At 65.6% G+C, this 26431-nt stretch carries 21 protein-coding genes; 12 read left to right on the top strand and 9 right to left on the bottom strand.

Features of this window, described 5'->3' with window-relative positions:
• Positions 1 to 122: 122 nt before the first annotated feature.
• Genes ileS through AC4D6D_RS02480 form a run of 3 tightly spaced genes read left to right on the top strand, consistent with a single transcriptional unit; the run spans position 123 to position 4013 of the window.
• A complete protein-coding gene (gene ileS / locus AC4D6D_RS02490) occupies positions 123 to 3062 on the top strand; it encodes an isoleucine--tRNA ligase (protein WP_491326366.1) in 2940 nt (979 codons plus the stop codon).
• A 50-nt stretch (positions 3063 to 3112) separates the two neighbouring features.
• The gene (gene lspA, locus AC4D6D_RS02485) at positions 3113 to 3592 is read left to right on the top strand and encodes a signal peptidase II (protein ID WP_491327183.1); all 480 of its coding nucleotides are present in this window, start codon (positions 3113 to 3115) and stop codon (positions 3590 to 3592) included.
• Positions 3593 to 3596: 4 nt separating this feature from the next.
• Positions 3597 to 4013 carry a DUF3035 domain-containing protein gene (locus AC4D6D_RS02480; RefSeq protein ID WP_147216241.1) on the top strand — a complete coding sequence of 139 codons (417 nt, stop codon included), beginning with the start codon at positions 3597 to 3599 and terminating at the stop codon, positions 4011 to 4013.
• Between the two features lie 67 nt (positions 4014 to 4080).
• Here the strand turns inward: AC4D6D_RS02480 and AC4D6D_RS02475 are convergent, their stop codons facing one another.
• Positions 4081 to 5250 (bottom strand): serine hydrolase domain-containing protein, encoded by a 1170-nt coding sequence (locus AC4D6D_RS02475; protein WP_491326365.1) that lies wholly within the window; start codon positions 5248 to 5250, stop codon positions 4081 to 4083.
• Between the two features lie 32 nt (positions 5251 to 5282).
• On the opposite strand from AC4D6D_RS02475, the gene AC4D6D_RS02470 reads away from it, so the two are divergent.
• Positions 5283 to 5708, top strand: a complete 426-nt coding sequence (locus AC4D6D_RS02470; RefSeq protein WP_491326364.1) for a hypothetical protein — start codon at positions 5283 to 5285, stop codon at positions 5706 to 5708.
• A 9-nt stretch (positions 5709 to 5717) separates the two neighbouring features.
• Here the strand turns inward: AC4D6D_RS02470 and mnmA are convergent, their stop codons facing one another.
• On the bottom strand, positions 5718 to 6890 hold the full coding sequence (gene mnmA / locus AC4D6D_RS02465; RefSeq protein ID WP_491326363.1) for a tRNA 2-thiouridine(34) synthase MnmA: 1173 nt from the start codon (positions 6888 to 6890) through the stop codon (positions 5718 to 5720).
• Positions 6891 to 7102: 212 nt separating this feature from the next.
• On the opposite strand from mnmA, the gene AC4D6D_RS02460 reads away from it, so the two are divergent.
• The 6 genes from AC4D6D_RS02460 (at position 7103) to AC4D6D_RS02435 (ending at position 14629) form a co-directional block, all read left to right on the top strand.
• Positions 7103 to 7435 carry a hypothetical protein gene (locus AC4D6D_RS02460; protein ID WP_491326362.1) on the top strand — a complete coding sequence of 111 codons (333 nt, stop codon included), beginning with the start codon at positions 7103 to 7105 and terminating at the stop codon, positions 7433 to 7435.
• 2 nt (positions 7436 to 7437) lie between these two features.
• The gene (gene sciP / locus AC4D6D_RS02455) at positions 7438 to 7737 is read left to right on the top strand and encodes a CtrA inhibitor SciP (protein WP_147216813.1); all 300 of its coding nucleotides are present in this window, start codon (positions 7438 to 7440) and stop codon (positions 7735 to 7737) included.
• A 359-nt stretch (positions 7738 to 8096) separates the two neighbouring features.
• Positions 8097 to 9311, top strand: a complete 1215-nt coding sequence (locus tag AC4D6D_RS02450) for an efflux RND transporter periplasmic adaptor subunit (RefSeq protein WP_491326361.1) — start codon at positions 8097 to 8099, stop codon at positions 9309 to 9311.
• Positions 9312 to 9325: 14 nt separating this feature from the next.
• Positions 9326 to 12766: an efflux RND transporter permease subunit gene (locus AC4D6D_RS02445; protein ID WP_491326360.1), complete on the top strand. Its 3441-nt coding sequence runs from the start codon at positions 9326 to 9328 to the stop codon at positions 12764 to 12766.
• Positions 12767 to 12863: 97 nt separating this feature from the next.
• Positions 12864 to 14084, top strand: coding sequence for a DUF445 domain-containing protein (locus AC4D6D_RS02440; RefSeq protein WP_491326359.1), 1221 nt, complete (start codon positions 12864 to 12866; stop codon positions 14082 to 14084).
• Positions 14081 to 14629: a GNAT family N-acetyltransferase gene (locus tag AC4D6D_RS02435; RefSeq protein ID WP_491326358.1), complete on the top strand. Its 549-nt coding sequence runs from the start codon at positions 14081 to 14083 to the stop codon at positions 14627 to 14629. The genes AC4D6D_RS02440 and AC4D6D_RS02435 overlap by 4 nt, the downstream gene beginning before the upstream one ends.
• A 13-nt stretch (positions 14630 to 14642) precedes the next feature.
• Here AC4D6D_RS02435 and AC4D6D_RS02430 read toward each other — a convergent pair whose 3' ends face one another.
• The 4 genes from AC4D6D_RS02430 to sucC all read right to left on the bottom strand — a co-directional run bounded on the left by AC4D6D_RS02430 (position 14643) and on the right by sucC (position 18870).
• A complete protein-coding gene (locus tag AC4D6D_RS02430; protein WP_491326357.1) occupies positions 14643 to 15524 on the bottom strand; it encodes an energy transducer TonB in 882 nt (293 codons plus the stop codon).
• Between the two features lie 133 nt (positions 15525 to 15657).
• Positions 15658 to 16587, bottom strand: coding sequence for an electron transfer flavoprotein subunit alpha/FixB family protein (locus tag AC4D6D_RS02425; protein ID WP_491325072.1), 930 nt, complete (start codon positions 16585 to 16587; stop codon positions 15658 to 15660).
• On the bottom strand, positions 16587 to 17345 hold the full coding sequence (locus tag AC4D6D_RS02420; protein ID WP_491325071.1) for an electron transfer flavoprotein subunit beta/FixA family protein: 759 nt from the start codon (positions 17343 to 17345) through the stop codon (positions 16587 to 16589). The genes AC4D6D_RS02425 and AC4D6D_RS02420 overlap by 1 nt, the downstream gene beginning before the upstream one ends.
• 322 nt (positions 17346 to 17667) lie before the next feature.
• Positions 17668 to 18870: an ADP-forming succinate--CoA ligase subunit beta gene (sucC, locus tag AC4D6D_RS02415; protein ID WP_147216218.1), complete on the bottom strand. Its 1203-nt coding sequence runs from the start codon at positions 18868 to 18870 to the stop codon at positions 17668 to 17670.
• Positions 18871 to 19034: 164 nt separating this feature from the next.
• Between sucC and AC4D6D_RS02410 the strand changes: the two genes are divergently transcribed.
• Positions 19035 to 19829 carry a 3'(2'),5'-bisphosphate nucleotidase CysQ gene (locus tag AC4D6D_RS02410; RefSeq protein WP_491326356.1) on the top strand — a complete coding sequence of 265 codons (795 nt, stop codon included), beginning with the start codon at positions 19035 to 19037 and terminating at the stop codon, positions 19827 to 19829.
• A gap of 73 nt (positions 19830 to 19902) precedes the next feature.
• Here the strand turns inward: AC4D6D_RS02410 and AC4D6D_RS02405 are convergent, their stop codons facing one another.
• A complete protein-coding gene (locus AC4D6D_RS02405) occupies positions 19903 to 20577 on the bottom strand; it encodes a YiaD family glycine zipper/OmpA-like lipoprotein (RefSeq protein ID WP_147216214.1) in 675 nt (224 codons plus the stop codon).
• Between the two features lie 228 nt (positions 20578 to 20805).
• On the opposite strand from AC4D6D_RS02405, the gene AC4D6D_RS02400 reads away from it, so the two are divergent.
• Positions 20806 to 22140 (top strand): hemolysin family protein, encoded by a 1335-nt coding sequence (locus tag AC4D6D_RS02400; protein ID WP_491326355.1) that lies wholly within the window; start codon positions 20806 to 20808, stop codon positions 22138 to 22140.
• An 86-nt stretch (positions 22141 to 22226) separates the two neighbouring features.
• Here the strand turns inward: AC4D6D_RS02400 and AC4D6D_RS02395 are convergent, their stop codons facing one another.
• Both AC4D6D_RS02395 and AC4D6D_RS02390 read right to left on the bottom strand, forming a co-directional pair.
• Complete coding sequence (locus AC4D6D_RS02395; protein WP_491326354.1) at positions 22227 to 23744, bottom strand: DEAD/DEAH box helicase; 1518 nt, start codon at positions 23742 to 23744, stop codon at positions 22227 to 22229.
• Positions 23745 to 24040: 296 nt separating this feature from the next.
• Complete coding sequence (locus AC4D6D_RS02390) at positions 24041 to 26389, bottom strand: acetamidase/formamidase family protein (protein ID WP_491326353.1); 2349 nt, start codon at positions 26387 to 26389, stop codon at positions 24041 to 24043.
• Between the last annotated feature and the right edge of the window lie 42 nt (positions 26390 to 26431).

The following is a 26431-nucleotide window of genomic DNA, read 5'->3' as shown; positions in this document are numbered from 1 at the left end:
ATCCTGAAACGAGTTCAGGATGACGAGTGCGTGGGGACAGGTTCTTCGCCATCGAAACCCGCATGCCGCCATGCGCGCGAACCCTTCCAACAGCCGCGCATTTGCTCTAGTGCGCAGCGCATATGACCGAACAGCGCGATTATAGAGCGACCGTCTTCCTGCCGAAGACCGATTTCCCCATGAAGGCCGGGCTCCCCCAGAAGGAGCCGGGTATTCTTGCGCGCTGGCAGGAACAGGACATTTACGCCAAGACCCGCGAAGCCCGCGCGGGCCGCGAGAAGTTCGTGCTGCATGACGGCCCGCCCTACGCGAACGGCGACATGCACATCGGCCATGCGCTGAACCATATCCTCAAGGACATGGTCGTGCGCACTCAGACCCTCTTGGGCAAGAACGCACCCTACGTCCCCGGCTGGGACTGCCACGGCCTGCCCATCGAGTGGAAGGTCGAGGAAGAGTACCGCAAGAAGAAGAAGAACAAGGACGAGGTTCCGGCAGAGGAATTCCGCGCCGAATGCCGCGCCTATGCCCAGAACTGGGTGAACGTGCAGCGCGAGCAGCTGAAGCGCCTCGGCGTCAACGGTGACTGGGACAAGCCCTACCTCACCATGGACTTCCAGGCCGAAGCCACCATCGTCACCGAACTGCTGAAGTTCGCCGAGCACGACATGCTCTATCGCGGCGCCAAGCCGGTCATGTGGAGCCCGGTCGAGAAGACCGCACTGGCCGAGGCTGAGGTCGAGTACGAGGACATCGTCTCCACGCAGATCGACGTGGCTTTCGAGATTGTAGACGCTCCCGAAGGTTCCTACGTCAAAAGCCTGCTGGATCGTGGTGCGCAGGTTCGAGCGGTGATCTGGACGACCACGCCGTGGACGATCCCGACCAACCAGGCGCTCGCCTACGGCCCGGACATCGATTATCTCGTAATCGACGATGACGAACGTCATTCGCCGGATGCCCAGTGCTTCTACATTGTCGCGAAGGACCTTTTGGAACCCTTTGTAAAGCGGCAGGCCGCTGGATCAGAGGAAGCTCTGAAGAGGATTTTCGCATCCGCGCTGGATCAGCCGAAGACGATCAAAGGCTCCGAACTCGCCGGCACCCTCGCCCGTCACCCGATGCATGCGCTGGGCGGTTTCTTCGCCGAGCCACGTCCGCTGCTCGCGGGCGATTTCGTCACCACCGAGAGCGGCACCGGCCTCGTCCACATGGCACCCGACCATGGCGAGGACGACTTCCTGCTCTGCAAGGCGAATGGCATCGGCCCCAAGTTCGTGGTCGAAGCCGACGGCAAGTATCGTGAGGACTGGGGCTGGCTCGGCGGCCAGGGCTCGGTCATCAACCCCAAGTTCAACGCCCCGGACGGCCCGATCTGCTCGGACCTGCGTGAGGCAGGCGCGCTGCTGGCGGCTTCGGCCGACTACAAGCACTCCTACCCGCACTCGTGGCGTTCCAAGGCCAAGGTGATCTTCCGCTGCACCCCGCAGTGGTTCGTGCCGATGGACAAGGTTCTCGGCCACCTGCCCTCCAAGACCCGCGCCGAGCGCCGCTGGGAAGGCGAAGGCGGCGCCATCGATCCGCAGGACGAGACCGCCGAAGCCTCGCCGACGCTGCGCGAAGCCGCGCTGGACGCCATCGCCGAAACGCGCTTCGTCCCCGAAAAGGGCCGCAACCGCATCGGCGCCATGGTCGAAGGCCGCCCGGACTGGGTGCTGTCGCGCCAGCGCGCCTGGGGCGTTCCGATCACGCTGTTCGTCGATCGCAAGAGCGGCGAATACCTCGTCGATGCCGAAGTGAACGCCCGCATCATCCACGCCATCCGCGAGATCGGCGTCGATGCCTGGTCGGACGCCCGCGCGCAGGAATATCTGGGCACCAAGTACAGCGCCGATGACTACGAGCGCGTGGTCGACATTCTCGACGTCTGGTTCGATTCCGGCTCGACCCACGCCTTCGTGCTCGAATCCGGCCGCTGGCCCGAACTGGTGCCCGCCGAGGATCACGTCGGCCCCACCGCCGACCTCTATCTGGAAGGCAGCGACCAGCATCGCGGCTGGTTCCAGTCCTCGCTGCTCGAGAGCTGCGCCACGCGCGGCCATGCGCCGTACAAGGCTGTCCTCACCCACGGCTTCACCATGGATGCCAAGGGCTTCAAGATGTCGAAGTCGCTCGGCAACACCATCAGCCCGATCAAGGTGATGGAGACCAACGGCGCCGACATCATCCGCCTCTGGGCGCTCTCGGTCGACTATACCGAGGATCACCGCATCGGCGACGAGATCCTCAAGGGCGTCGCCGACCAGTACCGCAAGCTGCGCAACACCCTGCGCTACCTGCTGGGCGCGCTCGACGGGTTCTCGGACGAAGAGAAGCTGCCGGTTGCAGAGATGCCGGAACTGGAGCGCTACGTGCTCTCGCTGCTGGCGGGCGTCGACGCCACGCTGCGCAAGGCGGTCGCGGACTTCGACTTCAACACTTACGTCCGTACCCTGCTGGATTTCTGCAACGAAGACCTCTCGGCCTTCTTCTTCGATATCCGCAAGGACTGCCTCTACTGCGACGCCCCTTCGGACCCGAAGCGCCGCGCCTATCGCACCGTGCTGGACACGCTGTTCCACGCGCTGGTGCGCTATGCCGCGCCGGTCACCGTCTTCACCGCCGAGGAAGTCTGGCAGAGCCGCTTCCCCGGCAGCCAGAGCGTGCACCTGCTGGAATGGCCGGAAGTTCCGGCTATAGAAGCCGATGCCGCCCGCTGGGCCGACCTGCGCGCCCTGCGCGTGAAGGTGACGGAAGCCATCGAACCGCTGCGCCGCGAGAAGATCGTCGGCTCCAGCCTCGCCGCCACGGTCACGGTTCCGGCCTCGGCGCCTGAGGGCGACCTCGCCGAACTGTTCATCACCGCGACAGTGACGCGTGGGCAGGGAGAGGACGTGACCGTCACCCCCTCTACCGACCACAAGTGCGGCCGCTGCTGGCGCCACCTTCCGGAAGTCTCGGAAGACGGCGACCTCTGCGACCGCTGCGACGACGTGGTCGGTGCGCTGGAGACCCCGGCGTGACGGTCTGGCGGAAGCGCCTGATCGGGTTCCTGATCGCCGTGGTCGTCTTCATGATCGACCAGGGCTTCAAGGCCTGGGTCGTCACCGGCCTCAAGCTGCGTGATGTCGGCGTGATCGAGATCGCCCCGTTCTTCAACTTGCGCTGGACCAAGAACCTCGGCGTCTCGCTCGGCCTGTTCACGGCGGATTCGCCGGAGGGCCGCTGGGCGCTGGTGGCGATGACCGGCCTGATCGCGCTCTTCGTCCTCATCTGGATGCTGCGCGAGCGCAAGCTGGGCGAGATCGCTGCCCTCGCCATGGTGCTGGGCGGCGCGCTCGGCAATATCCGCGACCGTTTCACCATGGGTTTCGTGATCGACTATGCCGATCTCCACTTCGGCGAATGGCGTCCGTTCCTCATTTTCAACATCGCCGACGTCGCCATCACGGTGGGCGTCCTGATTATCCTTGCCCGCTCCCTGCTTTCGCGCGACAAGCCCGAAACAAATGGCGGTCATGACAAGGCGCCCGACGCCGCCCCGGAGATTTGAGTTGATGCCCATGAAGAAGACCGGAGCCCTGATTCTCGTCGCCGCCGGTGCGGTGCTCGTGTCCGGCTGCGGAAGCACCGGCCTGCTGAACCACGGTGGCCCCGACGAATTCGCCGTGCAGCGCCAGACGCCGCTGGTGGTACCGCCCGATTTCACGCTTTCGCCGCCGAAGCAGGGCCAGCCTCGCCCTGCCGACGATTCGGTGCAGCAGCAGGCGCTCGATGCCCTGTTCGGCGGCCCGCAGGCGCGTAGCGATATCGAGAAGTCAACTCTCAGCATGGCCGGCCCCGCCGATCCGGCGATCCGCTCGACCGTTGGCGATCCCGGCACCTACACGGTCGCCAAGGGCCAGGTGACCCGCGCGATCCTCGCGGCCCCGGAAGGCGACGGCCGCGACGCGCAGACCACGATCGAGGGCTGATTCCGCTTCGATCGACGTGAAAAAGGCCGGAGCGGCATATGCCGCTCCGGCCTTTTTCGTATCTCTTTCAGATTCCGCCGGGGAACATCGCCAGCAGCTTGCCCAGCCGGTCGTGAACCAGTCGCTCCTGCTGCGGATCGCTTTCGCCGAGGCGCACCACCGTAAGCAGCTGGTCGGGCGAGCCGATCACATATTGGCCGTACTCGCCCACGCAGGCGAAGACATTGGCCGGTGCCATTCCGGGGAACAGAACGTCCTCGCCCCCTGCCCCGCTTTTCGCCTTGCTCCGGTTGAGCCAGACCCCGGCCCCGTAGCCCGGATTACGCGGCGAGGATTCGAGCATGAACTGCACCCAGCGACGCGGCAGGATCTGCGCGCCCTGGATCGAGCCGGTGTGGCGCAGGAACTCGCCCAGCTTCGCCCAGTCGCGCGCCGAGGCATGGACCGCCGCCGAACCGATCATCGTGCCCGCGCGGTCATAGCCCGCCACCGCCGAATCCATGCCGATCGGCGCGAAGACGCGAGTGCGCAGATAGTCGCCCACGGCCTTGCGGCGTCGATCCGGATTGCGGTCGGGCGAAAGCACCCGCGCCGCGAGATCGGAAAGAATCACGGAAGTCGCTGCGCTCTCGACGAAGCGGGCGCCCGCCGGTGCTTCCAGCGGCTGCGCCTCGGCATAGGCGGCCATGTCGTCGCGCCCGTCGAGATAGAGCATCCGCATGCGATCGGACTGCCCGGCAGGCCCGCCGGTTGCGGATGCACCCGATTCGGAATGGCGCAGGCCCGATCGCATCTGGAGAAGTTGCTTGAGGGTGATCTCGCCGCGGGGATCGCCGGGGCGCTGCCAGTCGGGGATCGGCGCCGATTCGTTAAGCCGCAACCGCCCGTCGCTGATGAGCTGGCCGACCATCAGCGCGGTGACGCATTCGCCCATGCCCCAGCCCTCGAGCCGGGTCTCCGGCTTGATTCCCGCGCCATAGCGCTCGGCGATCACCAACCCGCGCTTCATGATGACGAGGGCCTGGGTGCGGCCGAGATCCTCGGCGAAAAGCCCGTCGATGGCGCGGCCCAGCGCTGCGCGCGAGGCGCCGCCGTCGTCCTTGATCGCCGCCTGCGATTCCGCGCTGGGCGGCGGCGGCCCCTGCTGCGCGTCCTGTCCACAGCCTGCCAGCGCCGTTAGCGCCAGGGCTGGCAGGACGGAAAGGGCGAGGATAAGGGGGGGACGGCGCACCGGCATGACGCGCGGTGTGATGTGCGAGGCGCGGGAATATGGCAACAGCCACGACATACAGGACCGGGGACAGCGGCGCCGAGACGAACGGGGGCCGTGGCGAAGGCGGGCGCGACCTGAACAGCCGCCAGCCCTCGCGCTGGCTGCGCAATGTGATCCTGCTCGCCCTGCTGGCACTGGCGCTACTGCTCGGCTTCTCGTGGAAGGGCCTGCGCGAGGAAGCGCTGGTCAGCACCTCCTACGGCGCGCGGGCCGCCTGCGCCTGCCGCTTCATCTCGCAGCAGGACCTCGGCAGTTGCAAGGGCCAGATCGCGGTTGCCGGTCTCGGCCGTACCGGCTCGCTGATCTGGCTCTCCGAAGATGCCCAGGCCCGCACGGTCAAGGCCAGCGTGCCTTTGCTCGCCAGCCAGACCGCCACGTTCGCACCGGATCGCGGCTGCCAGCTCGAACCCTGGATGAACTGAGCCGAGGTCTCAGTCCAGCGGAATCGCGGCCTCGGTACCCTCGATCCAGCCGCCGCCGACCACCCGGTCTCCCGCATAGATCACCGCCGCCTGTCCGGGCGCGACGCCATATTCGGGATTCGCGAAACGGATCGTCACGTCCGCCCCGTTGCCGAATTCGCCTTCCAGCGTGACCGGCACCGGCTTGGCCAGTGAACGGACTTTGGCCGTCAGCGGTGCATCGGGAAGCGGCCCGATGCGGTTGGTCTCGGTGACGGTGGCGGCAGCCACGCCCAACAGACTGCGCGGGCCGACCATCACCCGGCGTCCCGGCGCATCGATGCGCACGACATAGAGCGGCTCGGGCTGGCCGCCGATTTCGAGGCCGCGGCGCTGGCCCACGGTATAGTGGATGATGCCGCGGTGCGTGCCCAGCACATCGCCAGTCAGGGCATGGACGATCTCGCCCGGCGCCTCGCCCTCAGGCCTGACCGCGCGCACGATCTTGGCATAGTCGCCGTCGGGCACGAAGCAGATGTCCTGGCTGTCGGGCTTGTCGGCGACGCGCAGGCCTGCCGCTTCGGCAAGACGGCGGGTCTCGCTCTTGGGCAGGCCGCCAAGCGGGAAGCGCAGGAAGTCGAGTTGCGCCTCGGTCGTGCCGTAGAGGAAATAGCTCTGGTCGCGCGCCGGATCGAAGGCGCGGTGCAGTTCGGAACCGGCGGCTCCTTCGACTCGGCGGACATAGTGACCGGTGGCAAGGCAGTCCGCGCCGAGATCGCGGGCCATCGTCAGCAGATCGGTGAACTTCGGCCCCATGTTGCAGCGGATGCAGGGGATCGGCGTGCGGCCCGCCATGTAGTCGTCAGCGAAGCGTTCGACGACTTCCTCGCGGAAGGCGCTCTCGTGATCGAAGACGTAGTGGGCGATGCCCAGGCGGTCGGCCACGGCGCGGGCGTCGCGGATATCGTCGCCCGCGCAGCAGGCGCCCTTGCGTCCGGTCGCGGCGCCGTAGTCGTAGAGCTGGAGGGTGACGCCGATGGTCTCGGCGCCGGTCGCGGCGGCCAGCGCGGCGACGACCGAGCTGTCGACGCCGCCGGACATGGCGACGACGATACGGCGCGCCGAAAGCGGCGCAGGCAGTTGGAACAGCGTGGCGGGGTCGAGGCCGGCCACCAGTCCTTCAAGATCGGAAAGGGCGGTCATGCGCGCCCCATACAGGCGAATGCTCCGGATTCCTACCTTTCCTGGATCCCGACCGTTCGACACCTCCCTGTCAATCAAAGGAGGGCGATCAAGGGCGAGCGATCGGAAGCGGGCGGTTAAGGCTCATGCCGAAAACCGCGTTAAGATTCGTTAACAAAAGGTAAATCAGGCCTTTACTCTCCCTTGACCAAGCTTCGCTACAAACGTTCCGTATGAACATCGCTCATGATCATGAAACCTGCAAAGCGGGGCATGCGTCGGGTCGCGCCGGCGAGGAGTTCATCTCGGTCCCCCTGCCAATGGACTGGTTTTCCTTGCGTTCCCGGCTCTTCGCCGCGCACGATTTGCGCGCGGTTTTCGACGACACCTCCGCTTCGGCAAGGCTCCACCGCTTCGGCAGTTTCGCGGGCCCGGCGGCCAATGTGATTCATACGTATGCGCCGGTCTCAATTCCTGTTAACCCAAATGCTTCAGGCAATCGCAAGCCAGCGCAGGCCAATGTCCTTTCCGTCGCCGGCAATCCCAGCACCGGCGTACGAGGGTGATGATGATCGAAAACCAGAAAATCCGTCCTGCCCAGGTAATCGGGCCGCTCGGCGAACCGTTGACGCTTGATACGCTGCCTCCTGCGAACACCACGCGCTGGGTCGTGCGTCGGAAGGCGGAAGTCGTGGCAGCCGTTAACGGCGGACTGCTGTCGATCGACGAGGTCTGCGATCGTTACCAGCTGACGCTGGAGGAATTCGCATCCTGGCAGCGCGCCGTGGACCGTTCGGGCATGCAGGGGCTGCGCGTCACGCGGATCCAGCATTACCGCGACCTTTACGAGCGCCAGCAGAAGTATTGAGCACACTGCCTATTCCGTCCGCAAGGACTGACAAGCGGCGGCGAACCTCGGGTTCGTCGCCGCTTTTCGTATATCCGCCCGCTTTTCTCGGAACTTGCCGAAGATCCCCAGGCATTTTCTTGCCCTCGACGCTTGTCGATCACGGTCGGCGCCAGAACGACTGCTGATTGCCACCCGTCCGCCGCAGGTATATGTCGTTGGGCAGGAAATTGGCCGTTGCAGCGGCGTGGATCGACGTGTCCGCGCTCCGGCGGCAGATCGTGCCTTTCGGCCATCCGGCGCGCCCCTCGGGATCGCGAAGTCCGGTTCCGGGCCAGGCATCGGGGATTGGGGGCAATCGCAGTTTTTGCGGTGAAACGATGAATTACGACAGCAGGATCGACGTGACGGAGAACCAGGGTTTGACGGCCACGAGTGCAGCTTTGGGCGGCAACCCGCTCGACGGCGCAGACGAACAGGGTGGCGGATCGCGCCGCTGGTGGGCGATCGCCATCGTCGCCGCCGTCGTGCTGGCCACCGGCATCTGGTTCGCCGTGCGCGGCGGCGGCGAGGCCAAGCAGGCCGGTGCCGCCGACATCCAGATGCCCGCCGTCACTGTCGTCGTGCCCGGACGTGCCTCGGTCGAAGGCGCCATTACCGCCACCGGCTCGCTGGCCGCCCGTCGTCCGATGCCGGTCGGCTCGGTGGGCGAAGGCGGCCAGGTGCGCGCCGTGCTGGTCGAGCCGGGCGACTGGGTCTCGCAGGGCCAGGTGCTCGCGGTGATCGACCGTTCGGTCCAGTCGCAGCAGCAGGCCGGCCAGTCGGCGCAGATCGCCGTGGCCCAGGCCGACGCCCGCCTCGCCCAGGCCAATCTCGACCGCGCGCTCAAGCTGGTGGATCGCGGCTTCATCTCCGCCGCCGATGTCGATCGCCTGACTGCAACGCGCGATTCCGCCATGGCCCAGGTCAAGGTCGCGCGCGCCACGCTCGGCCAGCTTGAGGCCCAGACCGCCCGCCTCAACATCGTCGCCCCCGCCGCCGGCCTCGTGCTCGAACGCAATGTCGAGCTTGGCCAGGTCGTCGGCGGCGGCAGTTCCGTGCTGTTCCGCCTCGCCAAGGGCGGCGAGATGGAACTGCTCGCCCAGCTCAGCGAGGACGACCTCGCCCGCCTGCATGTCGGCGTGGAAGCGAAAGTGACGCCCACCGGCGGCAACGAGAGCTTCATCGGCCAGGTCTGGCAGGTCGCGCCGGTGATCGACGCCACCAACCGCCAGGGCATCGCCCGCATCGCGCTTGCCTACAACGCCGCGCTGCGTCCCGGTGGCTTCGCCAGCGCCGTCATCAACAGCGGCCAGACGGTGGCGCCGGTCCTGCCGGAATCGGCGATCCAGAACGACGACAAGGGGTCGTTCGTCTATGTCGTCGATGCCAAGGACGTCGTTCATCGTCGCGCGGTGCAGACCGGGCTGGTCACGGCGCGCGGGATCACCGTCAAGTCGGGCCTCGACGGCAGCGAAAAGGTCGTCCTGCGCGCGGGCGGGTTCCTCAACGACGGCGACAAGGTCAAGCCCCGGCTGACCAAAGCAGCCGACTGAGCGGATAGAACCCGATGAGCCTTCGCAACATCTCGGCCTGGTCGATCCGCAATCCGATCATTCCGATCGTCTTCTTCATCGGCGTGATGATCGCCGGCGTCGTCTCGTTCATGCGCATGGACGTGAACAACATGCCGGACGTCGAATTTCCCGGCGTCCACGTCATGATCTCGCAGCCGGGCGCCGCCCCGACCGAGATCGAAACGCAGATCACCCAGATCGTCGAGGGTGCCGTGCGCTCGGTGCCCGGCATCGAGGAAATCCAGTCGACCGCCTCCGAAGGCACCTCGACCACGCTGGTGTTCTTCTCTGTCGGCACCAATCCGGACGTCGCCACCAACCAGGTCAAGAACGCGGTCGATCAGATTCGCGGCCAGCTGCCCGACGGCATTCTGGAACCGATGGTCACCAAGGTCGAGGCCAACGGCGACAATCTGGCCTATTATGCGGTCAGCGCCGACGACATGACGATGGAGCAGCTCAGCTGGTTCGTCGACGACACGATCTCCAAGACCCTGCTCTCGATACAGGGTCTCGCCTCGGTGGAGCGCAACGGCGGCGTCGACCGCGAAATCCGCGTGGTCGTCGACCCCGAGCGGCTGATCGCGCTCGGCCTCACCGCCAACGACATCAACGGCGTGCTGCGCCAGGTGAACACCGACGCGGCGGGCGGTCAGGCGGAAATCGCCGGATCGCGCCAGTCGGTGCGCGTGCTCGGCAATGCCCAGGACGCCTACCACCTCTCGCAGACCCGCATCAACCTGGGCGGCGGACGGCAGGTCAAGCTCTCGGACATCGCCAAGGTCTACGACGGCTATTCCGAGCAGACCCGCATCGCCAAGCTGCGCGGCCGCGAAGTCGTGACCTTCGGCTTCACCCGCGCGCTCGGGGCTTCCGATGTCGCGGTCTACGACGGCGCCGAAAAGGCGCTGGAAAAGATCCGCAAGGACAACCCGAACATCCACATCACCCGCCTGTTCTCCGACGTGGACTACACCAAGGGGCAGTATACCAGCTCGATGGAAGCGCTGGTCGAAGGCGCGGTGCTGGCGATCGTCATCGTCTACCTGTTCCTGCGCGACTGGCGCGCGACGATGATCTCCGCCCTCGCCATCCCGCTCTCGGCAATCCCGACCTTCTGGTTCATGGACCTGCTCGGCTTCACGCTGAACTTCCTCTCGCTGCTGGCGCTAAGCCTCGTCGCGGGCGTGCTGGTCGATGACGCCATCGTCGAGATCGAGAACATCGTGCGCCACATGCGCATGGGCAAGTCAGCCTATCAGGCTTCGATCGATGCGGCGGACGAGATCGGCCTCGCGGTCGTCGCCACGACCTTCTCCATCGTCGCGGTGTTCCTGCCGGTGGGCATGATGCCGGGCATTCCGGGGCAGTTCTTCAAGGCCTTCGGCCTGACTGTCGTGGCGGCGGTGCTCATGAGCCTTGCCGTCGCCCGCCTGATCACGCCGATGGTCGCCGCCTACTTCCTCAAGGCCCACGGCCACGCCGAACACGGCGGCGGCAAGGCCATGGACTTCTACATGAAGATCCTGGCCTGGACGCTCGATTCCAGCGAGGCGCACCGCCTCAAGGCCCGGCTCGTCAAGACGCCTGCTCGCTGGTGGTACTACCTCGTCGCGACCGTGGCGGTCCTCGCCATCCTCGGCGCAGGTCTCGCCGCCGCGTCGCTGCTGTTCATGGGCGCCAAGGCGGTCCTGGCCAAGGCCGGTCTCGACAAGGCCGCGCTGGTGCTGGCAGCGGTAGTCGCCCCCCTCGCCATCCCCGTGGTGATCTTCGCGCTCGGCAAGGCGCTGAAGCTGGTGCTGGGTGCGATGGGCCACTTCGGCAACTGGTATCGCTACTTTTCCGACCGCTTTACCGCCCGGATGCGCGACCACCGCTTCTATGCATTCTGCGCGGGCATCTATGCCTTGGTGCTGACTTTCGCCCTGCTCGCCGGGCTGCCCTCGCAGTTCCAGCCGAACACCAACAACGATACCAGCACCGTCAATCTCGAAATGGTGCCCGGCACCACGATCGAGCAGACCGCCGCCGTGGCCGACAAGGTGACGCGCCTGCTGGAAGCCCAGCCGGAAGTACAGCACATCCTGGAAGCCTCGCGCGAGGGCAAGGGATCGCTCTACATCGCCCTCAAGCCCGCCGACCAGCGCAAGGCGACGAGCATCGAGTTCGAGCGCCGGATGGCCCCGCAGCTTCAGGACATCCCCGATGCCCGCGTAACCTTCGCCACCCAGTCGGGCGGTTTCGGCAGCGGCCGCGACATTTCGGTCATGCTCTCGGGCAGCGATTCCGCACTGCTCCAGCAGACGGCCCAGAAACTGGCCGACCAGATGCGCACGATTCCGGGCGTCGTCGCGCCGCGCATCGCCGCCGACCTCCAGCGCCCGGAACTGGTCGTCGTGCCGCGCCTCGACCTTGCCGCCCAGCTCGGCGTGACGACCGCCGCACTCAGCCAGACGATCCGCATCGCCACCCTCGGCGAGATCGACCAGAACGCCGCCAAGTTCTCGCTCAGCGACCGCCAGGTGCCGATCCGCGTGATCCTCGCCCGCGCCTCGCGCCGCGACTACTCGACGATCGAGAACCTGCCGGTGATGACCGCCAGCGGCGGCTCGGTGCCGCTCAAGCGCGTCGCCGAAATCCGCTTCGGGGCGGGGCCGACCCAGATCCAGCGCTACAACCAGTCGCGCCGCATCTTCGTCGGTGCCGACCTCGGCACCGGGCAGGTCAAGGGCCCGATCATGGAGCAGATCCAGAAGCTGCCGATCATGAAGAACCTGCCGACCGGCGTGTCCAACGCCCCAGTCGGCGAGGACAAGTGGCAGGCGGAGATGGTCAGCAGCTTCATCGTCGCCGTCATCAGCGGCATCTTCCTGGTCTTCGCGGTGCTGGTGCTGCTCTACCGCCGCTTCGTCTCGCCGCTGGTCAACATGGCCTCGCTGCTGCTGGCGCCGCTGGGCGGACTGCTGGCGCTGGTGATCGTCGGCCAGCCGATCTCGATGCCGGTCTACATCGGCATCCTGATGCTTCTGGGCATCGTCGCCAAGAACTCGATCCTGCTGATCGACTTCGCCATCGAGGAGATGGAAAAGGGCGTCGACAAGCTCACCGCGATCATGGACGCCGGCCACAAGCGCGCCCAGCCGATCATCATGACCACCGTCGCGATGACGGCGGGCATGGTGCCCACCGCGATCTCGCTCTCGGGCGACTCCGCATGGCGCGCGCCGATGGGCATTACCGTGATCGGCGGCCTGCTGCTCTCGACCGCGCTGACCTTGGTGATTGTCCCGGCGGCCTTCAGCCTCGCGGACGGCTTCGAGAAACGCCTCGGCCCGTGGCTGCGCCGCAAGCTGTTGACCTATGAGCCGCATCACGCCCATGGTCACGGCGATCACGGCCCGGCCGCCGTGCCGCAGCCCATCGCAGCCGAATAGCATCGGAGGAACATTGCCGGCCCCCAAGCGTAGCATCCCCGTGGCACGGCAAGACTTTTTCCGGTCCGGCCCGGTCGTGAACGATCGAGCCAGGCGCATGCGGATATTCGCGACAGGGCTGCTGCTGTTCATGGCGGCAGCCTTCGTCGTCCTCCGCCGGGTTTCGGTACTCCATCCCGAATGGAGCGGACCGCTGGGCTACGCCATCGCTTTCACCGAAGCGGCGATGGTCGGCGGGTTGGCCGACTGGTTCGCGGTGACAGCCCTGTTCCGCCACCCGCTCGGCCTGCCGATTCCGCACACCGCGATCATCCCGGACAACAAGGATCGCATCGCCGATTCGATGGCGACCTTCCTGCGGGACAATTTCCTCACGCCGCAGGTCGTCGCCCGACGGCTTCGCAGCTTCAACCTCGCCGCGGCCGCCGGGGGCTTCCTGGCCAACCCCGCGCGCGAGGAACAGTCGCGCATCCGCGCGGGCGCTGCGAACCTGCTGGGCGACGTGCTGGAATCGCTCGATCCCGAGCAGATGGGCGGCATGGTCAAGACCGGCCTGCGCCGCCAGATCGAGAAAGTCGAGGCCGCCCCCCTGCTCGGCCAGATGCTTTCCAACGCCATTGCCGACCGCCGTCACCTGCCGGTGCTGGAAAGCATGCTGCGCAAGATCGGCGAGGCCATCGAGGCCAACGAGCCGATGATCCGCGACATGATCCACCAGCGCGCCAACTCGATCATGCGCTGGACCGGCCTCGACGAGCGGCTCGCCAACGGCGTGCTCGACGGTGCCTATCGCCTGCTTGCCGAAGTGATCGTCCAGCCCGACCATCCCTTGCGCGCCCGGATCGACGAGGCCCTCACCCGCCTTGCCGACGATTTGCGCAACCGGCCCGAAACCCAGGCCAAAGTGGAGCGACTCAAGACCGAACTGCTCGAGAACCCCGCCGTCGGTGCCTGGCTCGACAGCACCTGGGAACGTACCCGCAGCGCCCTGCTCAAGGCGGTGCGCAATCCCGACAAGGCACTGTCCGGCGCGCTCGGCGAAAGTCTCGCGCAATTGGGGCTGGCGCTCGGCGACGACGCACGCCTACAGTACATGGTCAATCGCTTCGCGCGGCGCACGCTGGTCGGCGTGGTGACGCGCTACGGGGGGGAAATCGTGAGACTGGTGTCCGAAACCGTGAAGCGCTGGGACGCGCGCACCGTCACGGATCGCATCGAGGGCGCGGTCGGCCGCGACCTCCAGTTCATCCGCATCAACGGCACCCTGGTCGGCGGTCTGTTCGGCGTCTGCATCCATGTCGTGGACCAGTGGCTGTGAGCGTGGCGACGCTGGACGGCCCACTGCTCGTCACCGAACGCTTCGAACTGTGGAAGCCGCAAGCAAGCGATCTGGGCGACCTGATGCGCCTGCTCGCCGACGAGGAGACCCGGCGCTTCCTCGGAAACGCCAGTTCCGAAGCGAAGCCCGTCTACGAGCGCCTCGAACGCAATGCCGGATCCTGGGCCTTGCGCGGCTACGGAACTTTCCCGGTGCGCCTGCGCGGTGGGAGCGAGATCGTCGCCAATTGCGGTGTGTTCCACTCCTGGCGCGGCTTCGGCAAGGGCATGGACGACGTGCCCGAGGCAGGCTGGATCGTCCGCAAGGACCACTGGGGCATCGGCCTCGCCAAGGAAGTCATGCGCGGCGCGCTGGAATGGTTCGACGGCATCCACGGCCAGCGCCGGATCGCCTGCATGATCGAGGAAGGCAATGCCGGGTCAGAACGCGTGGCCGCCGCGCTGGGCTTCGCTCCTTACGGCAGCCACGATCTGGGCGAAGCAGGCAGTCCTGTAATCGTGAACCTGTTCGAACGAGGCACCTGATACCGCGAAGTACTCAGAATGTATACACGATCACCGTAGCGTAATATGATCGCGTCGGACGACCATCCTTGTCGAGTGCGGGATTGAAGCGCGCGTTCCTGAGTATGATCCCGCAAGCTCTTACCTTGAAATCGGTGTTGTCGAATGCCTGCCATGCGTCGCAATCGGCAGGCATTCCTCGCTCATCGACAACGACAAGAACATTCACCCGCGCTTGTTTGTTTTGCATTAGCAGCTCGGATGGAAATGAAGCCTGAATTTGTCTTGCCCATTCCGGGATATTTTTGGCCTTAACCTTGCGGGTCAAAGCTGCCTGAATAGCGGGATCCAGCCCCCACTGCTTGACGAGATTGTCCGTACACTGCCGCAGGGTATCGAATGCTTTCGCCATAGGCCCGGTTTCGAGGACCACTGTCTTGAACGAATTGGCGAGGGAAATGTGATTGAGCTGCTTCTCGAAGGGAATGTCGGGGAAAGGGCGCAGAGAATCATCGGCCTCGGCCCGTTCATCGGCGATGCGCGATTTCATCACTCCTCCAAAGACAACGGACGGACCAAAGTTTCCCGAAGTACCAGCCAGATGGCGACTGACCGGTATCGGTTCGCCACTGCCGTAGGAGATCGTGAACGTCTTGGACTTCTGGAAAGCGGAAATCTCTTTCCCCGCTATGATCATCTCCAGAGAATATCCGGGCTCGTAGGCCCTCATGTTGAGCAGGACCGGCGAAGTTGCGGGTCCAAACTTTCGCGCCAGTACGCAACTATGATCCGCCCAGTTCACCAACCAGTTCGAGGAGGCCTTCAGCCTGATTTCCTTGGGCTTGCTAAAACCCGATGTCGGAACGAGCGAAGGCACGACCAAGGCCAAAGTCGCAAGAAATCCACGAAATCGCATCAAGAACTCACTTAAGTTGCTTGGTCTGACGGCAATCGTCCAGCTCGTCTCATTTAGATGATCGATATCTGCATGAACACAAAAACCCCGGCCGTTTCCGACCGGGGTTTCAGGATTTCAGATATTTAACCGCTCAGAGCTTGCCGGTAAGCTCCGGCACGGCGGTGAAGAGATCCGCCACCAGGCCGACGTCGGCGACCTGGAAGATCGGAGCGTCTTCGTCCTTGTTGATGGCGATGATGGTCTTCGAATCCTTCATGCCGGCAAGATGCTGGATCGCGCCGGAGATGCCGACCGCGATGTAGACTTCGGGGGCGACGATCTTGCCGGTCTGACCAACCTGGTAGTCGTTGGGCACATAGCCCGCGTCCACCGCCGCGCGCGAGGCACCTACGGCAGCGCCGAGCTTGTCGGCGAGCGGGAGGATCACCTGCTCGAACGTCTCCGAATCCTTCAGCGCGCGGCCGCCGGAGACGATCACCTTGGCGCTCGTCAGTTCCGGACGCTCGGACTTCGCGATTTCGGCGCCCACGAAGCTGGAGAGGCCCGCGTCACCGGCTCCGGCGACGTCTTCGATCACGGCCGAACCGCCCTCGGCAGCGGCCTTCTCGAAGGCGGTGCCGCGCACGGTGATCACCAGCTTGGCATCGCTCGATTCGACGGTGGCGATGGCGTTGCCCGCATAGATCGGACGGGTGAAGGTCTTCTCGCCCTCCACCGAGAGGATGTCCGACAGCTGCATCACGTCGAGCAGCGCAGCGACGCGCGGGGCGACGTTCTTGCCGGTGGTGGTGGCGGGCGCCAGGAACGCGTCGTGGTGGCCCATGAGGTCCACGATCAGCGGCGCGACGTTCTCGGCCAGTGCGTGTTCGTAGGCGGCATTGTCGGCCAAGTGGACCTTGGCAACGCCGGCGATCTTCGCGGCGGCTTCGGCGGCGGCGCGGCAGCCCGAGCCGGCGACCAGCAGGTGGACTTCACCCAGCTTGGCAGCAGCGGTGACGGTGTGGAGCGTCGCGTCCTTGACCGACGCGTTGTCGTGTTCGACCCAAACGAGCGTCTTCATCAGGCGACTCCCAGTTCCTTGAGCTTTGCTACCAGCGCATCGACATCCGCAACCTTGACGCCGGCGACACGCACCGGCGGCTCCGAGACCTTGAGAGTCTTGAGGCGCGGGGCGATATCGACGCCGTAGTCGGCGGCGGTCTTCACATCGAGCGGCTTCTTCTTCGCCTTCATGATGTTCGGCAGCGAAGCGTAGCGTGGCTCGTTGAGGCGCAGGTCGGTGGTGACGATCGCGGGCAGCGCCAGCTTCACGGTCTCCAGACCGCCATCGACTTCGCGGGTCACGGCGACGTGGTCGCCCCCCAAATCACCACCCAACTCGACCTTGCTGGCGAACGTGCCCTGCGGACGGCCGAGCAGCGCGGCAAGCATCTGGCCGGTCTGGTTCGAATCGTCGTCAATCGCCTGCTTGCCGAGGATCACCAGGCCGGGATTCTCTTCGGCGACGATCGCCTTGAGGATCTTGGCAACGGCCAGAGGCTCGACTTCCGTATCGGTCTCGATCAGGATCGCGCGGTCGGCGCCCATGGCGAGTGCGGTACGCAGCGTGTCCTGCGCCTTGGCCGGGCCGACCGAGACCGCGACGATCTCTTCCGCCTTGCCCGCTTCCTTGATGCGGATGGCTTCTTCCACCGCGATCTCGTCGAACGGGTTCATGCTCATCTTGACGTTGGCCAGGTCAACACCCGTGCCATCCGCCTTCACGCGCGGCTTTACGTTGTAGTCGATCACCCGCTTCACGGGCACGAGGATCTTCATTGGATCGGGTCCTCTTCAGTTTCAGGCGCGGCCTGTTTAGCCGCTCGATTAAATCCACTCAAGGCCCGCCTAATAGGCAATTGACGTATAGGTCAAGCCCTGCCGGCGGCAAGACGAGCCGAGGGTCGGATCACAGCACGTGCCATATCGTAAATCCGCAGGAATGCGCATCGCCCCGGCAGAAACGCCAGCCTGAGAATTACTATGATGGTGCAAAGGCGCACTTCACCCGGACTTCAAATGCGAACGGCGGGGGTCCGGAAGACCCCCGCCGCTGCATTATACGATACGGGATCGCGTGAGACCCAAGAAACGACGCCGATCAGGCAGCGACGCTCTTGACCTCTGCCACGATCTTCTTGGCGGCATCGCCCAGGTCGTTGGCGGGGACGATCGGCAGGCCCGAGTTGGCCAGGATGTCCTTGCCCTGCTGAACGTTGGTGCCTTCGAGGCGAACGACGAGCGGAACCGAGAGGTTCACTTCCTTCGCGGCGGCAACGATGCCGTCGGCGATGACGTCGCACTTCATGATGCCGCCGAAGATGTTAACGAGGATGCCCTTCACGTTCGGATCGCGCAGAATGATCTTGAACGCCGCGGTCACCTTTTCCTTGGTGGCGCCGCCGCCGACGTCAAGGAAGTTGGCCGGGAACGAGCCGTTGAGCTTGATGATGTCCATCGTCGCCATGGCAAGACCGGCGCCGTTGACCATGCAGCCGATGTCGCCATCGAGCTTGATGTAGGCGAGGTCGTACTTCGAAGCTTCGACTTCCGCCGGATCTTCTTCGGTTTCGTCGCGCAGGGCCTGCACGTCGGGGTGACGGTACAGGGCGTTCGAATCGAAGCTCATCTTGGTGTCGAGGACGAGCAGGTTGCCGTCCTTGGTTTCGACGAGCGGGTTGATTTCGAGCATGTCGCAGTCAAGCGCGACGAAGGCTTCGTAGAGCTGCTTGGCGATCTTCTGCGCCTGCTTGTTGAGGTCGCCGGTCAGCTTCAGAGCGTAGGCAACGGCACGGCCGTGGTGGGCCTGGAAGCCGGCAGCGGTGTCGATGGTGACGGTGGTGATCTTCTCGGGGGTGTTGTGGGCAACATCCTCGATGTCCATGCCGCCTTCGGTCGACACGATCATGGCGACGCGGCTCGAAGCGCGGTCGACGACCATCGACAGGTAGTATTCCTCGGCGATGTCGACGCCGTCGGTCACGTAGAGGCGATTCACCTGCTTGCCGGCTTCACCGGTCTGCACGGTGACGAGGGTGTTGCCGAGCATTTCCTTGGCGAAAGCTTCGACTTCCTCGACCGACTTGGCGAGACGCACGCCGCCCTTGGCGTCAGCGGGGAGTTCCTTGAACTTGCCCTTGCCGCGCCCGCCGGCGTGGATCTGGGCCTTCACGACATAGAGCGGTCCGGGGAGCTGCTTGGCGGCGGCGACCGCTTCCTCGACAGTGAGGGCAGCAATGCCGGCAGGGATGCCGACGCCGAACTTCGCAAGCAGTTCCTTCGCCTGGTATTCGTGAATGTTCATCGCTGAAATCGCTTTCTGCTGGAGTGTCCGTGAAAAGGCGTGGGTAGCCCCGAACTTGATCCCGGCCGCATAAGCACATCCCTGCGCGCTTGAAAAGTCCCGTTCCCTGCGTAATGGGATCGCACGGTCCATCGGATCGCCGGAATAATGAGAACGACTCGCGCATGATCGATCGCGACAGACTGGAAGCCATCGTCCGCGAGGCCGGACGCATCGCCATGGCCGGTTGGCCGGGCGACGGGAATCCCTGTGATCACTGGGAAAAAACCCCCGGCAGCCCCGTGAGCGCGGCGGATATCGCCGTGGATTCGTTCCTCAAGCAGGAACTGGGCGGGCTGCTACCCTCGGCCGGATGGCTTTCGGAAGAAACGGCGGATTCCCCGGCGCGTCAGGGTCATGAACTGGTCTGGCTGGTCGATCCGATCGACGGGACGCGCGATTTCATCGCCGGGCGCAGCGGCTGGGCGGTCTCGGTCGCGCTGGTCAACACGCGGCGTCCGTTGATCGGCCTGCTCCACGCCCCGGCGCGGGCACGCGAGGCGGGGGGCGAGTTCTGGTACGGCGAGGCGGGCAAGGGAAGCTGGCGCAACGGAAAGCCGCTGCGGGCGAGCCACCGCGAGACTCTGGCAGGCGCGCGGGTTCCGGCGAAGAAGCTGGCGCCGGAAGACGCCGATCTCGTGCTGGTGGACCAGCCGAATTCGATTGCGCTGCGCATGGCGATGGTCGCCGCAGACGAGGCAGACCTGCTGGCGACCCTGCGCTGGGGCTACGAATGGGACATCGCCGCCGCCGGGCTGATCGCCCGCGAGGCCGGGGCCGCCGTGACCGATGCCTTTGGCAAGCCGCTCAACTACAACAAGCACGATCCGCGCGCTTTCGGCGTGCTGGTCAGCTCGCCCGCGATCCACAATGCGGCGGTCGAACGTCTGGCGGACCGGGCGGAGCGCTATTCGGCGTGATATAAAAAGGGGCCGGACCTGAAGGCCGACCCCTTTCCCGATCCCGCTTCCCAGCGGAAACACTTTTTTACGATCAGCGCGCGGCGGCAGCTTCGTCCTTGGTGACCGGCGTGATCTTGATTTCGACACGGCGATTCTTGGCGCGGCCTTCGGGGGTGGTGTTGTCCGCCACCGGATAGTTCTTGCCCATGCCCTGCGTCTGGATACGCGCCGAGGAAACGCCGCGCATGATGAGGTAGCGGGCCACCGAATCGGCGCGGCGCTTGGACAGGTCGAGGTTGTAGGCATCCGATCCGGTGGAATCGGTATGGCCGTAGACGTCGATCAGGCTGTCCGGATACTTGGTCATGCTCTGCGCGACATTGTCGAGCGCGGCCTGAAACGAGGGGCTGATCTCGGTGGAGTTGACCGCAAACGTGACGTCCGGCAGGTTGAGCAGGATGCCGTCGCCTTCCTGGGTCACGTCGATGCCCGAACCGGCGGTGTCTTCCTTCAGTTCCTTGATCTGCTTGTCCATCTGGTAGCCGACGACGCCGCCCGCCACGCCGCCGATACCGGCGCCGACGATGCGGGCAGTCTTGCCGCCGATCACGCTGCCCAGAAGGTAGCCGAGACCCGCGCCGGCGCCGCCGCCGATGGCAGTGCGCGAAACCTTGCGCTCACCGGTGTTCGGATCGGTGACGCAGGCAGAGACCGCGACCAGCGAGAGCGCGGCAAGGGCGGAGGTCATCAGGCGTGATTTCTTCATGGTCTTCCCTCCTGTTCAGAAACACTTCCACGGGTGTCTATTTGGCACGGGTGTCTATTTGGCACGGGTGTCTGTGTGGTAGTGGACATGAATAGCAGATGGCTGATCCCGGCGAAACGATTGCTGCCCGCATCTGTTCCCGGAGCCGACTCTTACGTCAGTTCTGTCCAAGCGGCGTTCGCAGGTTCCCTTCGCACTTGCGGGAATTTCTGCTAACGACATGTCACTGTGACACCTTTCCCCTGGATCGACCTCTTCATCATCGCCGGCCTGATCCTGATCAACGGCCTGTTCTCCATGTCCGAGCTGGCCATCGTGTCCGCGCGTGCCGCCAGGCTCAGGGTCTCGGCCGACAAGGGCAGCGGCGCCGCCCGCACCGCGCTGGAGCTGGCGGCCGATCCCGGCAAGTTCCTCAGCACCGTACAGATCGGCATTACCCTGATCGGCATCATCGCCGGTGCCTATTCGGGCGCCAGCCTTGGCGGGCCGGTGGGTGAAAGACTGGCGGCGCTGGGCGTGCCCGCGCGCTTTGCCGGAGAAGCGGGCTTCACGCTGGTCATCATCGCCACCACGTTCGCCAGCCTCGTCGTCGGCGAACTGGTGCCCAAGCAGCTTGCCCTGCGCATGGCAGAGCCGGTGGCGATCGTCATGGCCCGGCCGATGGCCTGGCTGGCGCGGATCATGGCGCCCTTCGTCTGGCTGCTCGACACGTCCTCGGCGCTGATCCTGCGCCTCTTCTCGATTCGCGGCGGCGGGCAGGAACAGCTGACTGCCGAGGAGCTGCAGATGATCTTCGCCGAAGCGACACGCTCCGGCGTGATCGAGGAAGAGGAACGCGCGATGATGACCGGCGTCATGCGCCTGGCCGAACGGCCGGTGCGCGAACTGATGACGCCGCGCAACCAGATCGACTGGATCGACGTCAACGCCGGTGAGGAAGCCCTGCGCGCCAAGATCGAGGCCTCGCCGCACTCGATGCTGCCGGTCGCCGAGGAAGGGTCGCCCGACAATATCGTCGGCATTCTCAAGGTGCGCGAGGTTCTCGCCGCGCTCGTCGCCGGGCGTCCGGTGGAGATCGCCGCGATGATGAAGAAGGCCGAAGTCATCCCCGACCAGCTCGATGCCATGGATGCCTTGCGCAAGTTGCAGCAGGCGGAAGTGACGATGGCGATGGTCCATGACGAATATGGCCATCTCGAAGGCCTCGTCACCACTTCGGACATGCTGGCGGCGCTGGCCGGCGCGTTCGTCGGCCATCAGGACGAGGGCGACGAACCGATGGTGGTGGAACGCAGCGACGGCTCATTGCTGGTTTCCGGCGCGATGCCCGCCGACGCGCTGGCCGACCGCCTCGGCATGCCCCTGCCCGACGACCGCGAATACGCGACCGTCGCGGGCTACATTCTCGCCGCGCTCCGGAAAGTCCCGCAGGAAGGGGAGTTCTTCACCGACCGCGGTTGGCGTTTCGAGGTCGTCGACATGGACGGCCTCAAGATCGACAAGATACTCGTCTCTCGCATCGACGAAGATGGCGGAGACGATGGAGTTGCCGGAGAGGCATAAAGGAACGGCCCCCATGCCACTGGCATGGAGGCCGTTCCGATCGTTGTGCTGTAAAGGCCGGCTCTAAAACCGGCCTTCTGTTTCGATCAGCCTGCGCGGCGAACCGCGCCCTTGTGGGTGCCGACGGTCTTGCCGCCGCGCGGACGGAAGCGGCGCTTGCGCTCGCCCTCTTCACCGCCGTGCTCGCGGCGATCGCCACGCGGGGCGTCGCTGCGCGGACGGTCGTCCCGGCGACGCTCGTCACCGCGACCTTCGCCCGTCCGCTCGCCCTGGGGCCGGTCACGACGATCGCCGCGCGGCTGCTGGCTGCGGTTGCCGCCGCCACGACCGTCGCGGCGGCCTTCACCCTGACGCTGACCGTCGCGCGAACGACCGTTGCCCTGCGGCGCGGCCGGAGCCTGACGCGAAGGCGCGGGGAGGCGCGCGGCCTGCTTCTGGAAGTCTTCCGGCAGGCCGAGCGTGGCCAGCTTGACGCGGGTCAGCTTCTCGATGTCGCGGATATAGGGCTTCTCGTCCGGCGCGACGTAGCTGATCGCCACGCCGTCAGCGCCCGCACGCGCGGTGCGGCCGATGCGGTGGACGTACTGTTCGGCCACGTTGGGGATCTCGAAGTTGTAGACGTGCGAAACGCCCGAGACGTCGATGCCGCGCGCGGCGATGTCGGTGGCAACGAGGATGCGGATCGTGCCCTGGCGGAAGCCGCCGAGCGCGGCGGTGCGCTGGGCCTGGCTCTTGTTGCCGTGGATCGCGGCGGCCGGGATACCGGCGGCGACGAGGTGGCGAACCACGCGGTCGGCGCCATGCTTGGTGCGGGTGAAGACGAGCGCGCGGTCGATGGCGCCATGCTCGGCCTTCTCGGCGGCGTCTTCGGCCAGACCGTCACGCAGGCTCAGCGTGAGAAGCGCCTGCTTCTCGGCCTGGTTGATGAAGGTGGCGTACTGTTCGACGCGCTCAGCGGTGGTCGACTGCGGAGCGACTTCGACCTTGACCGGGTTGTTGATGAACTGCTTGCCCAGCTCGGCGATCGCCTGCGGCATGGTGGCCGAGAAGAACAGGCTCTGGCGCTGCTTGGGCAGAAGCGCAGCGACGCGCTTCAGCGGAACGATGAAGCCGAGGTCCATCATCTGGTCGGCTTCGTCGAGCACGAAGATCTCGACATGGCGCAAGGTCAGCGCGCGGCTGTCGATCAGGTCGAGCAGGCGGCCGGGGGTGGCGACGAGGATGTCGGTGCCGCGTTCCAGCGCACGGGCCTGCTTGCCGGCGGGCACGCCGCCGAAGATGCACTGGACCGAGAGGTTCAGGAACTTGGCATAGCCGCGCATGTTCTCGGCGATCTGGGCCGCGAGTTCGCGGGTCGGCGAGAGCACGAGCATGCGGCAGCCGGCGTTCTGGCGCGGCTTGGGATCGCTGGCGAGGCGGTGCAGCGAAGGCAGCGAGAACGCGGCGGTCTTGCCGGTGCCGGTCTGCGCGATGCCGAGAATGTCACGGCCCTCGAGCAGCGCCGGAATCGACTGGCGCTGAATCGGCGAGGGATCGGTGTAGCCCTTGGCCGCGAGCGCACGGAGAATCGGCTCGGCCAGACCAAGTTCGGAGAAATAGGACATGTGTCACTTTCACAAGGTGCGGGGCACGCGGAAGGTTCTTGGCCCGCGCACACAGCAAGGTGTCGTTACGGGCGACCCTGCGTGAAGAAGGAAGCTGGTTCAAAAGGACAACCGCTCGTCCGGGCCGGTCCGCATCGGGACCTCACGCTGCTCACGGATTGCGGCAGGGAAGAACCCTACGCGCCGGTTGTCAGGAGGCATTTAGTGTGCACTGCAGAAAAACGCAAGATAATTGCGTTTGGAGTTTGTTGGAGTTCGGCACCGGCCGCAAAATCCGCCCTCCGCGGATTTTCAAATCAACTCGTGAACAGCGCTTTCCTGATGACCGCGTGGACGCCGTAATTGCCGTTGACGATCTGCGAGACGCCGAAGTCCACGCCGACCGAAAGCAGCGAGATCGCCTCATCCTCGGTTAGCTGCTTGGCGGTCATCAAAAAGCGCCGGGCCTTGCGGAAGGCGTCGCGCATGGCGGCGTCGATCGAGGACTGCTTGTAGACCTCGCTCTGCGCATCCTCGCCCAGTTCCTTGAGATAGTCGGGATGGCTGAAGCCCATGACGACCCATTCGCTCTCGGTCTCGATCAGCGGATAGTCGACATCGCGAAGCTGCTCCATCAGCCCTGCCGCCTTGTGGTGGACCACCTGGACCAGCCCGGTCATCGAGCATTCGATGGCCGTGCCGCACAGCTCGCTGTCGCCCTGCGAGGCATGGGGATCGCCCAGCGAGAGCAGCGCGCCGGGGACCTGCACCGGCAGGAACACCCGCGCGCCGGGCCCGGTGCGCCAATTGTCGAGATTGCCGCCGAAGCTGGCCGGAGGCACCGAATCGACAAGGCCGTTGTGGGCAGGCGCTACCGCGATCACCCCGAAGTGCGGCCGGATCGGAATCTCGACATTGCGCAGGATGTCGTAATTGCGCTCGATGGTCTCGGGATCGACCGGCACGCCGGGATAGTCGTAGCGGGCATGAGTCACGCCCGAGGGATCGACCTGCGGCGTCCAGCGGTAGGAATAGACCGCGTGGGCGGTGGGCAGGCGTCCGCCTGCGGCCTCCACCTCGTAGATCGTCACCACTTCGCGCTGCTTCGGTTCGGTGAGGAGGTCGTTATAGTGGAAGCCCCAATAGGTCGCCGCGTTCGAGCCGAAGCACTTTCCCGCAAAGCGCGGATTGCCGCTAGGGCGGGGCTTGAGGTCGAGGATGCGGACCTCCACGAGGTCGCCCGGCATCGCGCCTTCGATGTGGATCGGGCCGGTGCAGATGTGGACGCCGAAGCCCTCGCCCGGCCCGCGCCCCAGCGCGCTGGCATCCATCGGCCCCGCCCCGCGCCGGTCCACCGCCTTGCCGGTCTCGTCCCAGCGATAGACGCTCTCCACACCGGGATCGCCTTCGACCATGCGCTCGCGGTCGTCGTTGGCATGGTGAGTCAGCGCCTCGATCGTCACGAAGTCGCCCGAGCGGATGTGAAGCGCGGGCTTCAGGTCCTTGCTGAGATAGCCCCAGTGGATCGTCTCCGGGGTGGCGGGGAGATGATGATGGCGCGAAATGCCGGTGTCGCCGAGCACCGCCGGTCCCATCGGCTGGTCGGAACGCTCCGCCGCCTCCTCGGCATCGGCGGCCAGTTCCGGCTCGCTCTCCGCCTCAACCTGTTCGGGCCGCGCCCGTTCCTTGCGCGCGGGGCGGCCCCGGCGCAGCAGTTCCACCGCTTCCTGCTCCTGCGGCGGAGCCTTGCGATATTCGCGCGGGGATATGCCGTATTGTTCGCGGAAGGCGCGGCTGAACGAGGCGCTGTCGTTGAAGCCCCATTCGAACAGGATGTCGGAAATCGACTTCTGGACGTGGAGCGGGCTGCGCAGGTCCAGTCGGCAGCGTTCGAGCCTGCGCACTTTCACATAGTGCCCGAAGCTGTCGTTGATCGATTCGAACAGCTTCTGGAGATAGCGCGGCGAGATGCCGTGCTCGGCGGCGACCTGCTGGTAGCTGAGATCCGGGTCCGAAAGGCGGATCTCGATGGTCTGGAAAATGCGCTCCAGCAGCGCCGCGCGCATGCCCGCCGCGCCGCCCATGGCCTTGGCAGGCGCATTGTCGAGCAGGCTGGTGACGAGGAATTCGGGAAAGGCCAGTTCCACCGGCCGTGCCTGGTCGGTGGTGATGTCGGAGATCGTGTCCGCCAGCGAGCGCAACATGCCCGAGAACACCCGCGCCGCGCCGCTGTCCGTCGCGATCTTGCGCGGTGGGCCGCTGATCGGGGTCTTGAGCCGGGCGCTGAGTTCGCTGTGCGGCACCTGGACGATCAGGCTGCGGTTGTCTCCGGAAAAGGCAAGGTGGACCGGACTGTCGCCGCGCCCGCAGATCATCTCGCCGTCGGCAAGGCGCAGCTCCTGCCCGGCATCGCGCACCGTGGCGCTGCCGTCCAGCACCATGGCCAGCCAGTAGGTGGCGGGCTGGTCGCGGAAGTCGATGGTCCAGGACTGCGGCGTGCCGGTGACGCGGATGAAGTCGATCCCGGTGCTGGCGCGGAACTGGATGAGTTCGCCGTAGAGCGCGGCATCGTCCGCCTCGTCGAGCGTGAGCGACAGCCGCTTGAGCGCAAAACGCCAGGCGTCGCGCCGCTGTTCCTTGGGGTAGACGTTCGTTGTGATACGCAAGCGAGGACCACCTTGAAACGGGTGGCACCCTTCCCGGACGGG

The organism is Novosphingobium sp. BF6, assembly GCF_058273105.1.
This window is presented reverse-complemented; position numbering and strand designations above follow the sequence as displayed.